The sequence below is a fragment of the uncultured Victivallis sp. genome, assembly GCA_944389935.1.
Taxonomy (GTDB): domain Bacteria; phylum Verrucomicrobiota; class Lentisphaeria; order Victivallales; family Victivallaceae; genus Victivallis.
The window spans coordinates 66,038-81,836 of the sequence record CALXOE010000006.1 but is presented as its reverse complement, the minus strand read 5'-3'; the positions used below and the strand labels follow the sequence as shown (position 1 = coordinate 81,836).

The following is a 15,799-nucleotide window of genomic DNA, read 5'->3' as shown; positions in this document are numbered from 1 at the left end:
AAACCAGATAAAAAAGAGCAAAAACCATGCAGAATCGACCAAATTATGCGATTCAATTTCTGTCGCAGGCACCGGGGGGAACATTTCCGCTGAGCATCCATGATCATCCGCGTCATCCGGCCCGGGAGATCGACTACCTGCACCGCCACGACTGCCTAGAACTGGGCCTCTGCCTTGAGGGAGAGGGTGTTTTCGTGGTGGAGGGTAAAATCATGAATTTCCGCCGGGGAGACTACTCCGTGATCGACCCGACGGAGGCGCATCTTGCCACGAGCGCCGCCGGGACAACTTCGCACTGGGTGTGGTACTATCTCGATTTCGAACGGATACTGCTGCCGCATTTTCCGGATCTGGACCTTCGCTTTCTCCCGGCGCTCCGGGGGGCGGGATTCCGAAACATCCGGGACGGCGGAACCGATCCGCGCGGCAGCCGACTGCTCGAAGAGCTGTTCCGGGCCGAAGAACAGGAGGAACAATGCGCACTGGTGCTGCTGCTGGCGCTCCATTTCAGAAAACAGTTCGGGGAAACCGTTCCGCATCTCCACCCGGAACGGAACGCCGGCGAATTTGAACGGGTGGCCCCCGCGATCGCCTATTTCAGCCGGAACTGCGCAGGGACGGCCACCGTAACGGCCGCCGCGCGGCTCTGCTGCATGAGCCTGACGAACTTCCGCAGAGTGTTCCGGCGCGAACTCGGGAGCTCCCCGCAGGAGTATTTGAACAAGCTGCGCATCGGCATGGCGCTGGCCGAACTGCGCAGCGGCCGATCCTCGATTTCAGAGGTCGCCGCACGCTGCGGATTCCCCTCGCTTTCATGCTTCAACCGTCAATTCCGGAAGCAGCAGGGATGCACACCGCGGGAGTTCCGCCTCGATTCCGGAAAACGCAAACAATAACTTGCATTGGAACGGAATTCGAAGTATATTAATGAGTTTCGTTCAGAACAAGTCTCAAATCGAGGGGGTTATCATGCTGCTGTTTCTGATCGGGATGGCGATACTCGTCATCGGCTACTTCACCTATGGAAGACTCGTTGAAAAGATTCTCGGTCCGGACGATCGCCCGACCCCCTGCCAGACCTGCTGCGACGGCGTTGATTACGTCCGGCTTCCGCACTGGAAGAACATGCTCATCCAGCTGCTGAACATCGCCGGCGTCGGTCCCGTGATCGGCGTGATCCTCGGGATCAAGTTCGGAGCAATCGCATTCCTCATCATCCCGATCGGCAACATCATCGGCGGCTCGGTGCACGACTTCGTCGGCGGCATGATGTCTCTGCGCCACAACGGGGCGAACCTCCCGGCGCTGATCCGGATGAACACCGGGAAGGCTTTCTACTGGATCTTCTCGGCATTCATGATCCTCCTGCTGCTGCTTGTGGTGGCGGTGTTCATCAACATTCCGGCGAAACTCATCGACGGCTTCTGGCCGGAGAGCACCTATCTCTGGTACATCGTCGGGCTGATCTTCCTCTACTACATCGCCGCGACGCTCTTTCCGGTGGACAAGATCATCGGCTTGATCTACCCGTTCTTCGGGGCGCTGCTGATTCTCGGGACGTTCGCGATCTTCGCGGTACTGATGTACCACGTCTGCAAAAATCCGTCGCTGCTGCAGGAGTCTGAGGCATTCCGGGCCGGGATGCTGACCCCCGCCAACAACAGCCCGATCCTGCCGATGCTGTTCGTCACGATCGCCTGCGGGATTCTCTCCGGTTTCCATGCGACCCAGTCGCCGATCATCGCCCGCACGATGGCGCACGAAAATCAGGCGAAGTCCAGCTACTATGGAATGATGGTCCTCGAGGGCGTGATCGGCATGATCTGGGCCGCCGCGGGACTCGCGATCTACAATCTCTTCCCGGAACTCATGAAAATTGACGCGACCACGGTTCTCTCGAAAATCACGACCCATTTCCTCGGCTCCTGGGTCGGAGCGCTCACGGTCATCAGCGTGGTGATTCTCGCAATCACTTCGGGCGACACGGCAATGCGGAGTCTGCGGCTGAGTCTCGCGGAGATGTTCAACATCCCCCAGAAACCGATTCTGAACCGTTTTCTGCTCTGCGTGCCGCTCATCGTGATCGTCACTCTGCTGCTCTGGTGGTCGAATCAGAGTGTGGAGACTTTCAACCAGCTCTGGGTCTACTTCGCGTGGGGCAATCAGGTGCTCGCGAGCTGCACCTTGACCGCGGGCACGGTCTGGCTGTTCCGCCACGGCAAACCGGGATGGATCACGGCGGTTCCGGGTGCGTTCATGACCTTTATCGTCACGACCTACATTCTCTGGATCTCGCCGGCGCACGGCGGGCCGCTCGGCAAACCGCCGGTCGGATGCGGTCTGGAGCTCCGTACCGCCTACATTCTGGCGATTCTCTTCTGCCTGGTGACGACCGGCTGGAGCATCTGGTACGGACGTAAACTGAACCGGATTGAACATCCGGCGACGATTGCGGAAGAGACGAAGTAACCATCCGCACGACATCAGGACCTCCGGGGGATGACTCCCGGAGGTTTCGTTTTTTCAGAATCCGGATGCGGGATACGCGACCCGGCAGGCGCGTTTGTACGCTTCGGTGAGATATTCGATGGAGGACAATTTTCCGTAGCAGTCGTTCTCGTGGCGGTCCGGCTTGCTTTTCCGGTTCAGTTCGAAGGTGAAAGCACCGTCGTAACCGCAGCGATTGAGACGCGCCGCAATCGCCTTCCAGTCGGCGACGCCGTCGAACGGCAGCAGATGCAGATCGTCGAGCCATGTGATCCGCCCGTCGAAATCGCGGATTCCGAGGTTGTCGTTCAGATGGGTGCAGACCAGATGTTTTCCATAAAGCGCAAGCAGATCGCGACTGCGGTTGTAACACATTTCGTGCCCCGAATCCCAGCAAAATCCGACACAGCCGTATGCGTCGGCCAGCGGCATGAGAGCGGCCAGGTACTCCTCTCCCTCAGTGTTTTCAAGCGCCAGCGTGACGCCGAGACGCTCCGCTTCGCGCGCGATCCGCTCGAAATTCGCGACACCACGCTCATTCGGAGTGTGATCCTCAAAACCGATGAAGGCGTGCGCAACCATGATCGGGACCTCCTGTTCGGAGCAGGTGCGCAGACATGCGAGCAACTCCGCGACGGCGGCCTCGGCGCCATCGCCCTCCTTCCACATGTCGGCGGCCCGAAGAAAAGGAGCGTGGATCGACTGATAAAAAAGTCCGAGCCGGTCGGCGAGTTTCCGCCACGCGCCGATCGGAGCATCGGGCGACCACTCGGTAAAAAAGCCGTCGAATCCCGCCTGCCCGATCGATTCGATCAGTTCGGTTTCCGTACCGCCGAATTCCACATTGACGCCGAGACAGAGTTTTCGCTTGTACATAAAATCCCCCCGTGATGTTTTCCATTCCTGCCGATCCGTGTAAAAGATACATCTGCCCGCCCGTAAGTCAAGGCGGAAGAGCGGATTTTCACCAAAAAGCCGGGAGGATGTATTTACAAAACAGCTTCGGAGTGCTATATTGTCGTTTTGACGTAAGTTTGCTGTAAACATCTCACAGGACGAGGAAACAGAACGTGAAAGAAGTCAAAGTCGCAATCATCGGATTCGGCACGGTCGGAGCCGGAGTCGCGGAGAATATTCTGAAAAACGGCGAAGTGATCGCCAAACGCACCGGCGTGAAGCTCGTTCTGACCCGCATCGCCGATCTCGACATCACGACCGACCGGGGTGTCGCCGTGCCGAAAGAACTGCTGACCACCAATGCCGCCGAGGCGATCGAATCGGCCGACATCGTGGTCGAGCTCATCGGCGGAACCACCATCGCGAAGAAGTTCATTCTCGACGCGATCAAAGCGGGGAAACATGTCGTCACTGCGAACAAGGCGCTGCTTGCAATGCACGGGGAAGAGATCTTCGACGCGGCGGAAAAAGCCGGTGTCGACGTCTGCTACGAAGCGAGCGTGGCGGGCGGCATTCCGATCATCAAGGCGTTGCGCGAAGGGCTCGTCTCAAACCGGATCAACCGCATCTACGGGATCATGAACGGAACGTGCAACTACATCCTGACCCGGATGGAAAACGAGGGCGCCGACTTCGATACGGTTCTGGCCGACGCGCAGAAACTCGGGTATGCAGAGGCGAATCCGTCGCTTGACATCGACGGCTTCGACACCGCGCACAAGACCTCGATCCTTGCATCGCTGGCATTCGGGCGCTGGTTCGGGATGGATCCGGTTCACGTGGAGGGAATCCGCGGACTTGAGCTCGCCGACCTGCAGTATGCCGATGAACTCGGCTACCGGATCAAACTGCTTGCGATCATCAAGCTGATTGACGGCAAAGTGCAGATGCGCGTCCATCCGACGCTGATTCCGAAGAGCACACTTCTGGCCGGAATCTCCGATGTGTTCAACGGGGTGATGGTCGAGGGTGACACGGTCGGCCAGACGCTCTTCTACGGGCGGGGAGCGGGACGCAGCGCGACCGCGAGTGCCGTCGTTGCGGATATCACCGATGTGGCGTTGAACATCGTCAACGGTTCGGTGCGGCGGATTCCGGCATTCCGTCCGGGCGAGCAGTTCGACGAAGTCGTATCGATCGACGAGGCCGCGTCACGCTACTATCTGCGTTTCATGGTCAAGGACTGCCCCGGCGTCCTTGCGTCGATCACGCAGATTCTCGCGGAGAAATCGATCAGCATCTCGAGTCTGATCCAGCATGAACGGCGCGACGCCGACGGCGTGGTTCCGCTCGTGATCCTGACCCACAAGGCTGTTGAAAAGGAGATCCGAAGCGCGCTCGGCGAGATCGACACGCTTTCGATCAACCACTCCCCGGTCAAACTCATGCGCATCGAAGACATCTAAGCTACAGGAATTCATTCAGGAAATGGGACAGCATACCGTAGAAAAGATCGGCGGGACCTCGATGACCCGCTTCGGCGAGCTCATGGATAACATCCTGATCGGCAACCGCAAGGGAGATGAGCTCTACAATCGCATCTTCGTGGTTTCCGCTTACGGCGGCATTACGAATCTGCTGTTGGAAAATAAGAAAACCGCCGCCCCGGGAATCTATGCGAGTTTCGCGGCGGGCGACCGCATCTGGGAGAACAAACTCGAAGAGACCCGCAACACGATGATCAAATTGAACCGCTCGTTCGAGGAGCTCGGGCTCGATCAGACCGCGGCGGACGACTTCGTGAACGAACGCATGGACGGCGTGAAGAACTGTCTGCGCCACCTCATGCAGCTGCGCAGCTTCGGCCACTTCCACCGGGAGGATTATCTTCCGGCGGCGCGCGAACTTCTGAGCTCGATCGGGGAAGCGCACAGCGCATTCAATTCGACGCTGATTCTGCGCGAACGCGGCGTGAACGCGGTGTTCGTCGACCTCTCCGGCTGGCGCGATCAGGATACCGGCTCGATGGAGGAGACCATTATGAGTCATCTTGCGGGGCTCGACTTCGCGAGCTGCATGCCGATCGTGACCGGCTATGCGAAATGCAAAGAGGGCGTCATGGCCAAGTTCGACCGCGGCTACAGTGAAATCACGTTCAGCAAGCTCGCAGTCGTCACCGGTGCGCGCGAGGGGATCATCCACAAGGAGTTCCATCTGTCGACCGGTGATCCGAAACTGATCGGTCAGGACAAAGTCCGCACGATCGGCCACACGAACTACGACATCGCCGACCAGCTCGCGGATATGGCCATGGAGGCGATTCATCCGAAAGCGTCGAAAGCGATGGAGCTCGCGGGGATTCCGATCCGCGTGGCGAATGCGTTCGATCCGGGCAATCCCGGCACGCTGATTTCGCGCGACTATGTTTCACCGACGCCGCGCGTGGACATGATCTGCGGACGCCGCGACGTGCTCGCGATCGAAGTATTCGATCCTGAAATGGTCGGCGAACCCGGATACGACTACAATGTGCTCGCGAGTTTCGCGAGAAACAAGATCAGCTATATCGCCAAAAACACAAATGCGAATACGATCACCCATTTCGTCTCCGAAAAGGCGAAAGGGATCGACCAGTGCCTGAAAGAGCTCAAGGAGCAGTTCCACGGTGCGCGGGTTTCGACGCGGGAAGTTGCGATCGTCAGCGTGATCGGCACGAACATGAAGATTCCGGGTTTTCTGCACCGCGCGGCGAAAGCGCTCGCCGAGGAGCACATCAACGTGCTTGCGCTCGATCAGTGCATCCGGCAGGTGAACATGCAGTTCATCATCGACCGCAACGATTTTGAAAACGCTCAGAAAGCGCTGCACCGCGAACTTGTGGAGAACGAACGGAAGTAACCCCATGGAGCTGCTGCCGGGATCGGAATCGGTATGGGGCGCATTGCTCCTGACCACGCTGGCCGGAGCGGCCACCGCGGCCGGGGCCGGTGCGGCTTTTTTCACCCGGCGCACCAACACGAGATTTCTGTCGGTGGCGCTCGGACTCTCCGGCGGGGTGATGATCTACATCTCGTTCGTTGAACTTCTGGCGGGGGCGAATGGGTCGCTGCGCGAAGCGTTCGGCGGGAGAACGGGAGCGCTCGCGGCGATGGCGGCGTTTTTCGGCGGCATGCTGCTGGCGGGAATCATCGACCGGCTCGTGCCGGAACCGGTGAATCCGCATGAGACGAAATCGCTCGAAGAGATGAACGGCCAGGCTCCGCCCGACAGTGCGAAACTGCACCGGGCGGGCATCCGCTTCGCGGCGGCGATCGCGATCCACAAATTTCCGGAGGGTCTCGCGGTCTTTGCGGCGAGTTTGAGCGGAATCGAACTCGGGATTCCGGTTGCGCTCGCGATGGCGCTGCACAATATTCCGGAGGGAATTGCGGTGTCGGTGCCGGTTTACTTCGCGACCGGCAGCCGGGCGAAAGCGTTCTGGTATGCGAGTTTGACCGGGCTGGCGGATCCGGCCGGGGCGTTGATCGGGTATCTTGTGCTTGCGCCTTTTCTGACGGACGTGCTGCTTCAGATCATTTACGCGGCGGTGGCGGGCGTCATGGTGTTCGTGACTTTCGACGGACTTCTGCCGATGGCGCACAAATATGGGGAAGAGCACTGGTCGCTCTACGGACTCGTGGCCGGCATGTTCCTGATGGCCGCGGGCCTCGCGATTATTTGAGAAAAAACAACCTTTGCGGAAGGATTGAAATTATGAGAATGAGTCAACTGGTGGGGCGTCGGATCAAGGAGGATCCGAAAGACGCCAAGACGGTCAGTCACAAATTCCTGATCCGGGGAGGATACGTGCGCCCGGTTTCTGCCGGAATCTATTCGCTGCTGCCGGTCGGCAAACGGATCGTCGCGAAAATCGAAGCGATCATCCGCGAGGAGATGGACCGGATTGACGGGCAGGAGGTTCTGATGCCGGTCGTGCTGCCCGCGGAGCTCTGGCAGGAGTCGGGGCGCTATGAGTCAGTCGGGGCGGAGCTGCTGCGGTTCAAAGACCGCAACGACAAGCCGATGCTGCTGGCGATGACGCACGAGGAGGCGATCACCCATCTCGTCCGCACCGAGATCAACAGCTACAAGCAGCTGCCGGTCATGCTCTACCAGATCCAGACCAAATATCGCGACGAGGCGCGCCCTCGCGCGGGCCTGATCCGCGTGCGCGAATTCACGATGAAAGATGCGTACAGCTTCCACACCGACCAGGCCGATCTCGAGCAGTATTACGTCCGCTGTCACGAGGCCTACGTCCGGATTTTCCGCCGCCTCGGCATGAAGAACGTCCTCTCGATCGAGGCGAATTCCGGCATGATGGGCGGAAAAGTATCCCATGAATTCATGGCGATCTGCGACTGCGGCGAGGATACGGTCATCACGAACTCCGACAACTCCTACCGGGCGAACCGCGAGATCGCGGTCGCGGCGTGGAAGTTCGACAAGGGCGAGCCGCTGCCGCTGGAGAAAGTGCACACCCCCGGGATGAAAACGATCGAAGAGGTGGCGGGTTTCCTCGGCGTCGGCGCGGAGAACACCGGCAAGGCGGTATTCTATCAGGACGCGCACACGGGCGAACTCATCTTCGTGCTGATCCGCGGCGACTTCGAGGTGAACGAGACGAAGCTCGGCAACGCAGTGAAAGTTCCGGAGCTGAAATTTGCGGATGACGCGGCGATTCTGGCGGCCGGTGCGGTACCGGGCTTCGCGAGCCCGGTCGGAATCGACGGGAAAAAAGTGCGGATCGTGGTCGACCGTTCCGCGGCGGAGTCCGGCAACCTCGTGGTCGGCGCGAATGAGACCGACTATCACTACCGGAATTTCAACTTCGACCGCGATATGGCCGGAATCGACTTCATTGTGACGGACATCGCGACTGTGCGTGAGGGGGATCCCTGCCCGCTGACCGGCGAGCCGCTGATCTTCTCGCGCGGGATCGAGGTCGGCAACATTTTCCAGCTCGGAACGAAGTACACCGAAGCGATGCACTGCGACTATCTCGACCGCGACGGCAAGTCGCATCCGATGGTGATGGGCTGCTACGGAATCGGCGTCGGCCGCGCGATGGCGGCCGTGATCGAGCAGTCGAACGACGACTACGGTCCGATCTGGCCGCTGTCGATCGCGCCGTATCAGGTGGAGATCTGCGCGCTGAATCCGGAGAAGAACGGCGTCGGCGACGTATGTGAAAAGCTTTACGCTGATCTGCAGGCCGCCGGCGTCGAAGTTCTGTACGACGATCGCGGCGAAAAGGCCGGTTCGATGTTCAGCGACGCGGACCTGCTCGGAATTCCATTCCGGATCGTGGTTTCGCCGAAGACGCTCGCTGAGAACCAGGTTGAATTCAAGATCCGCGGCAGCCGCGATGCAGAACGTGTCGCCGTCGATGCCGTCGCGGAGCTTCTGAAGCGGAAAATCGAGGCGGAGATGGAGAAATACCGCTGAGACGCGAAAGAAAACGCCCGGGAGTGCTTGAAAACCTCCCGGAAAAATCATATATTGTTGAAACCGGCTGACCGGCCGGAAGAAACTTTGAACCGTAGAAAGAGAGAGCGGATGAACGGCAGAATGGGGAAATGGTTCGGAGCGATGCTGCTCCTCATCGCCGCCTGCGGGGTGCATGCGGTCGAGGGGAAACTCGTCGCCACGCTCTCCCGGAATCAGGAGGATCAGTGGGATCACATTCTTCCGAACCGGCCGCCGCACATATCGACCGTCAACCGCGTAGTGCCGGGCCAGCCGTTTTCGATCTGTCTGTACCTCAGTGATTTCGCACTCAAAGACGGGACGGCCGACGTGACGGTCGATCTCGAGCAGGTGGATCCGGACGGGACGAGAAAGACACTCGGGAAAGATCTTGCCGCCTGGCGGGGAAAAAGCGACGGGAAAGGGGTGTTTCTCTCGACCATCAAGCTCAAGGCGGTGATGGAAGAGAAAGATCGACCCGGGGAATACCGGATGATCGCCCGGCTTCGTGACCGCAGCGACGGTTCGGAGAAACTCCTGGAGTGTTCCTGGCTGCTGACGGCATTGCCGAAACAGTTTCCGGCAGTCAATTTCAAACAGTGCAATGAGGTATTGACCAACTACTACCGCTCGCCGCAGCCGGAGCTGCTGCCGGGAGTGCTCGAGTGCTGTCTGCGGGAGCGGCCGGGGCTGAATGAAAAGACGCTGTCGCTCTATTACGGGCTCGGGCTGCTGTTCCGGATGAATCCTCAGCTGCACGGGGAACTGCTCCGGATTGCGGCGGAGCAGCAGACGGAGGAGAACCGCCGGGCCGTCGCCGCGGTGATCCACTTTCTGGGAAAGGAGACGGAGGAGAAACTGCGGCCGGAACTCGACGCGGAAACGCGCCGGGAGCTCGACGGACTCGCGTCATTGCCTCAGGAAATTCCCGGAGAGATCCGAAATGCCGGCGAACTCGACCAGTTGTGGTTTGCGTTTTTCGCCACGGGCAACGTGGAGCCGATCCGCCGCCTGGTCGGAGAGTTGAACCGTCCCGGTGAGATGCTCACGCCCGATGAGTTCAGGGCGAAAAAGGAAAAGGGCGGGACAACGCCCGGCGATTTGCCGAAACTGATGAATTTTCTGATCTGCGCGGCCGCCAACTGGTCGCTCAGCTCCAACGCGAAACAGCATCCGCTGGTGAGGTATTACCTTGAAGCGATGCTGGCGCGGGGGGAAATCAAACATCCGCGTTCCGCCGGTCTGGTCGGAAAGATGCTGCGGAACGCATCGACACCGGAGAAATCCGGAAAATAGAAGAGAGGGTACTGTATCATGTGGAACTATACTGATAAAGTGATGGATCACTTTCTGAATCCCCGCAACGTCGGGGAGGTCGAAAATCCCGATGGCGTCGGCGAAGTCGGCAATGCCGCCTGCGGCGACGCCCTGAAACTGACGTTCAAACTCGATGATCAGGGGCGCATCGCCGACGTGAAGTTCAAAACGTTCGGCTGTGCGAGCGCGATCGCTTCGAGTTCCGCCCTGACCGAACTGGTCAAGGGCATGACGCTCGAAGAGGCGGAAAAGGTCACGAATCAGCAGATCGCCGATATGCTCGGCGGACTGCCCGAGGCGAAGATGCACTGCTCGGTCATGGGCATGGAAGCGCTTCAGAAAGCGATCAGCAACTACCGCGGCGAGGCGAGCCCATTTGAGAAAGACGCCGCCGACCATGAAGGCCGGATCGTCTGCAAGTGCTTCGGCGTGACCGATGTGAAAATCCTGAAAGTCGCGAAAGAGAACCAGCTCCACAAGGCCGAGGATGTGACGCACTACTGCAAGGCGGGCGGTGCCTGCGGTGCCTGTCTCGACGACATCCAGCATCTGCTGGACGATATGTGGAAACTGGAGGCCGCCAAGAAATGATGAGCATCGACGAACTGCGTCAGGCCGAGGGAGAACTCAAGGGGCGGATGAGCCATCTGCACGATTTTCTGCGCATCGACGAGCGCAAAGCGGAGATGGCCGAGCTGGAGAAGATCATGTCGGCGCCCGACTTCTGGAATGACAAGGAGTCCGCGCAGAACACGGTCGGAAAACTCTCCGCCTGCCGGAATCTGCTCGAGCCCTACCGGAAACTCGAGTCGGAGGTCGAGGATTACTCGGTCTCCGTCGAACTTGCCGGGGAGGACGAGGAGTTTCTCAAGGAGGCGGAGATCACCTACCGGCGGCTGCTCAAATCGCTTGACCGCATGGAGATTATGAGCTTTCTCTCGGGCAAGTTCGACCGCAACAACCTCTATTTTTCGGTTCACGCCGGAGCGGGCGGCACGGAGTCGTGCGACTGGGCGAACATGCTTCTGCGCATGTACCGCCGCTACTTCGAGCGGCGCGGCTGGAAGGATGAGGTCATCGATCTCCAGCCGGGCGAAGAAGCCGGCGTGAAGAGCGCAACGCTGCACGTCACCGGGGATTTTGCCTACGGCTACATGAAGGGGGAAAAAGGGGTGCACCGGCTTGTGCGCATCTCACCGTTCGACAGCAACGCGCGGCGGCACACGAGTTTCGTCTCGGTCGACGTGTTCCCCGAACTCGATGACGACATCGAAATCGAGATCGACGAAACTCAGCTGCGCATCGACACCTACCGCTCCAGCGGCGCGGGCGGCCAGCACGTCAATACGACCGACTCTGCGATCCGCATCACCCACCTGCCGACCGGAATCGTGGTCTGCTGCCAGAATGAACGCTCTCAGCATAAGAATCGCGCCACTGCGATGAAAATGCTGAAAGCCAAACTCTACGAATACGAAGAGGAGAAGCGGCGCAACGAAGCCGACGCAATCCGTGGCGAAAAGGTCGAAAACGGCTGGGGCAGCCAGATCCGCAGCTATGTGCTGCAGCCTTATCAGATGGTCAAGGATCTGCGCACCGAGGTCGAAACCAGCGATACCGCGGGCGTGCTCGACGGCGAGATCGATGAATTCATCGAAGCGTACCTGAAAGCGAAAAAGTAAGGTGGATTCCTCTTACAGAATCCACCGCGACAGAGCCGCACGGGGCGGCGAAATCGCCTGACCGGACAGCCCGGGAAACCGGGCTGTCCGCGTGAAAACTCACTGAATCCGGGCGAGCTGGAGTTCTTCGAGCGTAACTTTGCGGCCGACCTGTTCGGAGATTGCTCTCTCGATCGATTCCCGATCCATCCGGTCGATATGGACGGCGACCATCTCCGAATGTTCCTGCGTTTCGACGGCAGAACGTTTCTGCACCTCGGATTTGGAGAAGTAAATCGTGTTGTTGCTGAAATCGATGATCAGAGCAACCGCTCCGGGGACGATCCCGAAGAACAGGCCGCAGCAGTCCAGAATCAGGACGACCGGATCAACCTCGGTTGATGGAGTGGCATCTCTCCGCTCCGGATGAAACAGCGTTCCGCAGCCGGAAAACACGAACGCGACGACCCCGACCAGAATCAGGGTGATGGATTTCTTCAACATTTCCTACCTCCCATCGTTGAAAAAAATACGAACCATTCCCCGACATGGGAAACAGTCGCCACAGTTTCATATATTCACGCCGGCCAGAAAATCAAGCTTTCCGAAAAAATTTCGGAAACTCGTTTTTTCCGTCGGAAAAAACTTGCACTCCGGGCAAAATGCGGTTATACTTCTCCGACGCAAAATATGGAGAACAATTATCATGCAATACCGCAAATTCGGCAACACCGGTTTTGAAATTTCCGCGCTCGGCTTCGGAGCGATGCGGCTGCCGGTGGCGAACATGCCTTTCGACGGCCCGGAACCCGATCTCGAACCGGCCATCGATCTGCTCTGCCGCGGGTTCGAGGCCGGAATCAACTACGTCGACACCGCCTACTTCTATCTGAACGGCTGGAGCGAAATCGCGGTCGGCCGCGCCCTCAAACGCAACCACTGGCGCGACAAGGTCCACCTCTCGACCAAACTGCCGCTCGGGAATATGAAATGTGCAGACGACTTCTTCCGCATTCTCGAACACCAGCTGCGCAAACTCGACACCGATCACATCGATTTCTATCACCTGCACGGGATCGGGGAATCCGCACTCGGCGGCCCGATCCGGGAATACCGGATCTTTGAACAGGCGGCAAAGGCGCGCGACCGCGGCATGATCCGCCATTTGAGCTTCTCGTTTCACGACCGGCCCGAGGCGATGAAAACTCTGATCGACACGGGGGAATTCTCTTCTGTGCTCTTTCAGTACAATTTGCTCGATACCGCCAATGAGGAGATGATCGCCTACGCGGCGGAAAAAGGACTCGGAACGGTGGCAATGGGACCCGTCGGCGGCGGCAGGCTCGCGTTCGCCGGCGGAGTTTTCGAGGACGCACTCGGCGGCAAGTTCACGACGCCGGAACTCGCGCTGCGGTTCGTACTGTCAAACCCGCACCTCAACTGCGCGCTCTCCGGAATGGGCAGTCGCGCGATGGTCGACGCCAATACGCGCGTCGCCTCCTCCGCCGCCCCCCTCTCGAAAGAGGAACTTGAAGCTCTCGCCAAAGTCCGGGAAAGATGCGCCGAACTGCGCAACGTCTACTGCACCGGATGCAACTACTGCGGCCCGGTCTGCCCGAAACATGTCGCCATTCCGGCGGTGCTCGAGGCCCTGATCTACGATCGCGTCTATGGATTCCACGAGCACGCCCGGGAACGTTACCGGCGGATCGGCTCCAATCCCGGGAAAGAGGAAATGAACGCCTCCGCCTGCGTCCGATGCGGACTCTGCGAGACGAAATGCCCGCAGAAACTGCCGATCCGGAAGCACCTTGCGGAAGCACTCGCACTCTTTTCCGAACCTGCGGGAAAGTGATTCCGATGAACGAATTTGAACAGGGTATGATCGGGGCGCTCCTCTCCGGGACCTACCTGGCCGGCCAGCTTCCCGTCCTGCTGGCGGCCGGCCTGTGGGCGAAACGGTTCCGACCGATCAACTGGTTTGAATTCGCAACGGTCGGCTGCACTCTTTATATCCTGCTTACGACGGCGATTACCGGCGGGCTGGGATTGATCGGCTGTCTCTCGTCCGGGTCGCTTTTCGTAGCGGCCTGGTGTCTAGGCGGGGTTGCCTGGGTCACGGAACGGGAAAAGCATTTCCCTCCCCTGCCGCGACGAAAATGGCAACTGCCGGAACTCGGGATTCTGTTGTTTGCCGGCGGGCTGGCCCTCTATCAGTATATGGCGTTTCTGCTGCTGCCTCCGGTCGGGACGGATGCACAGATCTACCACCTCTATTATCCGGCACTCTGGCTGACGCAGGGCGGCATCGAACGGGTCACACAACCGGGGCTCATGACCTCCGCTTATCCCTGCTACGGCGAGCTCGTCTACGCCTGGCAGATGGGTGTCGCGGAGAGCGATTTCTTCGCCAAGAATTTCCAGTTCTTCTTTCTGCTGACCGCCTGCTGCGGTTGTGCGGCCGGTCTGAAAGCGGTCGGATTCCGCCGGATCGAAGCGATGGCCGCGGCCGCTTTGCTGGGCTGTTCCGGCGTGATTTTCCGCAATGCCGCCGTATCCAATACCGATCTGATGGTCGGAGCAGCCATTTTATGCGGAGTGGCTCTCTTCTGCTGCGGTGCGTCCCGGAAACGGTCCGCGATGATCGTTCTAGGCGGAATCTGTTTCGGGTTCGCGGCCGGAACCAAGTATCTCGGACTGCTGCTCGCGCCCCCGGCCCTCCTCTTCTTCGGCGCATTGCTCTGGAAATTCAAACCGTGGTGCCGCCGCAGCATACTGCTCGCGGCGGCGGCAGGATTTCTGGCGGCGACGCCCTGCTTCATCGCGAACTGGATCGAGACCGGCAATCCATTCTATCCGGTCAACCTCGGCTTCGGGGCCTCCATGTCGATCGATGCGCCCCCGGTCGGCTGGAGTTTTGCGGCCTGGAAGTTTTTTGTCAACGACAACCAGAACAATCTCAGCATCGGCAACGCCCTGATTCTTCTCGGGGTCGTCTTTCTGGCGGGCGTGCGGCCGCTCCTGACGCTCCGGCGCAAAGGAGCCGCAGCCGTTCCGTTCTGCGCGACGGCATTTCTCGCGGCGGGGACGGTGCTGCTTTTCCTGATCGAACTGAAATTCTATCCCTCGATGACTCAGCCGCGTCAGATCATTCCGGTGGCGATGCTGGCGGCCGGCTGCAGTGCCGCCCTCTTCCGGACTCTGCGCAACCCGTGGGGAATCCTGACGGCTGCGCTCCTCCTGGGCTTCTTCTCCTCATGCGCCCACCTGGATTACCTCAGGCACGGAATCCAGATCCTGCTCTGGGGAGCGGCCGTCGCGGCGTTCTTTGTCGTTGCAAACCGTCTCAAGAAAAAATGGCTGTGCGCGGCCTTTACAGCCGTGGTACTAACGGGGCTCGGAATTTATGCGGGACTCCAGTTCGCGCGCGCCAACGCCGCAGCCTCCGCCCTGCGCGGAGATCTCATCTCCCGGGAGGATGAGGAGTGCCGCCGGAAGCTTGAACAGCTTGCTCCGAACGGAGCGGTGATCGCCTATTGCGGAGCACACTACTATCAGCAGCTCGGCGGCCAGTGGCAGAACCGGGTGCTGTCCATTCCCGTAACCGAGTCCGGGAAAACCGGGAATCACGACTATCCGGACTGGAGTGCGATGCGCACGCCCGCCGCCTATGAAACCTACCGGCAGCGGCTGTTCGATCATGGTGTCGACTTCCTGATCTGTGACACCCGGACGTTCGCAGCCCCCCGCCCGGAGATCGAAGTGGAGTGGGCCCTCGCCCATCCGGAGACCTTTCAGCCGCTGCTGATCCGCAACGGCTTCTACTGCTTCGCCGTCCGGAAATCACAGTAGCGGCCTTTTCCCACAAAAAAAAGCGGCCGTGCGGCGCGGTTTTCCACGCAGCACGGCCATCTCGAGAGTTACCGGAA

Annotated in this window: 12 protein-coding genes and 1 pseudogene; 11 read left to right on the top strand and 2 right to left on the bottom strand. The window is 59.5% G+C overall.

What is annotated here, in order from left to right; genetic code table 11:
* Positions 1 to 26 precede the first annotated feature (26 nt).
* Together Q0J85_RS03490 and Q0J85_RS03485 are read left to right on the top strand one after the other, a co-directional pair.
* Positions 27 to 896 carry an AraC family transcriptional regulator gene (locus tag Q0J85_RS03490; protein ID WP_294478276.1) on the top strand — a complete coding sequence of 290 codons (870 nt, stop codon included), beginning with the start codon at positions 27 to 29 and terminating at the stop codon, positions 894 to 896.
* A 73-nt stretch (positions 897 to 969) separates the two neighbouring features.
* Entirely contained in the window at positions 970 to 2,469 is a 1,500-nt protein-coding gene (locus tag Q0J85_RS03485; RefSeq protein WP_294478275.1) for a carbon starvation protein A, read from the top strand.
* A gap of 54 nt (positions 2,470 to 2,523) precedes the next feature.
* Here Q0J85_RS03485 and Q0J85_RS03480 read toward each other — a convergent pair whose 3' ends face one another.
* A complete protein-coding gene (locus Q0J85_RS03480; protein ID WP_294478273.1) occupies positions 2,524 to 3,363 on the bottom strand; it encodes a TIM barrel protein in 840 nt (279 codons plus the stop codon).
* Positions 3,364 to 3,557: 194 nt separating this feature from the next.
* Between Q0J85_RS03480 and Q0J85_RS03475 the strand changes: the two genes are divergently transcribed.
* The 7 genes and pseudogenes from Q0J85_RS03475 (at position 3,558) to prfB (ending at position 11,891) form a co-directional block, all read left to right on the top strand.
* Complete coding sequence (locus Q0J85_RS03475; protein WP_294478271.1) at positions 3,558 to 4,850, top strand: homoserine dehydrogenase; 1,293 nt, start codon at positions 3,558 to 3,560, stop codon at positions 4,848 to 4,850.
* A 22-nt stretch (positions 4,851 to 4,872) separates the two neighbouring features.
* Entirely contained in the window at positions 4,873 to 6,282 is a 1,410-nt protein-coding gene (locus Q0J85_RS03470) for an aspartate kinase (RefSeq protein WP_294478270.1), read from the top strand.
* A 4-nt stretch (positions 6,283 to 6,286) separates the two neighbouring features.
* Entirely contained in the window at positions 6,287 to 7,105 is an 819-nt protein-coding gene (zupT, locus tag Q0J85_RS03465; protein WP_294478269.1) for a zinc transporter ZupT, read from the top strand.
* Between the two features lie 38 nt (positions 7,106 to 7,143).
* The gene (locus tag Q0J85_RS03460) at positions 7,144 to 8,871 is read left to right on the top strand and encodes a proline--tRNA ligase (RefSeq protein ID WP_294478268.1); all 1,728 of its coding nucleotides are present in this window, start codon (positions 7,144 to 7,146) and stop codon (positions 8,869 to 8,871) included.
* Positions 8,872 to 8,982: 111 nt separating this feature from the next.
* On the top strand, positions 8,983 to 10,188 hold the full coding sequence (locus Q0J85_RS03455; RefSeq protein ID WP_294478267.1) for a hypothetical protein: 1,206 nt from the start codon (positions 8,983 to 8,985) through the stop codon (positions 10,186 to 10,188).
* A gap of 18 nt (positions 10,189 to 10,206) precedes the next feature.
* Positions 10,207 to 10,770, top strand: a pseudogene (gene nifU, locus Q0J85_RS03450) (Fe-S cluster assembly protein NifU); the annotation flags it as partial.
* Positions 10,771 to 10,799: 29 nt separating this feature from the next.
* Positions 10,800 to 11,891 (top strand): peptide chain release factor 2, encoded by a 1,092-nt coding sequence (gene prfB / locus Q0J85_RS03445; RefSeq protein WP_294478312.1) that lies wholly within the window; start codon positions 10,800 to 10,802, stop codon positions 11,889 to 11,891.
* A 99-nt stretch (positions 11,892 to 11,990) separates the two neighbouring features.
* Here prfB and Q0J85_RS03440 read toward each other — a convergent pair whose 3' ends face one another.
* Positions 11,991 to 12,374 (bottom strand): hypothetical protein, encoded by a 384-nt coding sequence (locus Q0J85_RS03440; RefSeq protein WP_294478265.1) that lies wholly within the window; start codon positions 12,372 to 12,374, stop codon positions 11,991 to 11,993.
* Between the two features lie 202 nt (positions 12,375 to 12,576).
* Between Q0J85_RS03440 and Q0J85_RS03435 the strand changes: the two genes are divergently transcribed.
* Positions 12,577 to 13,725: an aldo/keto reductase gene (locus Q0J85_RS03435; protein WP_294478264.1), complete on the top strand. Its 1,149-nt coding sequence runs from the start codon at positions 12,577 to 12,579 to the stop codon at positions 13,723 to 13,725.
* A gap of 5 nt (positions 13,726 to 13,730) precedes the next feature.
* Positions 13,731 to 15,722, top strand: a complete 1,992-nt coding sequence (locus Q0J85_RS03430; RefSeq protein ID WP_294478263.1) for a hypothetical protein — start codon at positions 13,731 to 13,733, stop codon at positions 15,720 to 15,722.
* Positions 15,723 to 15,799 lie beyond the last annotated feature (77 nt).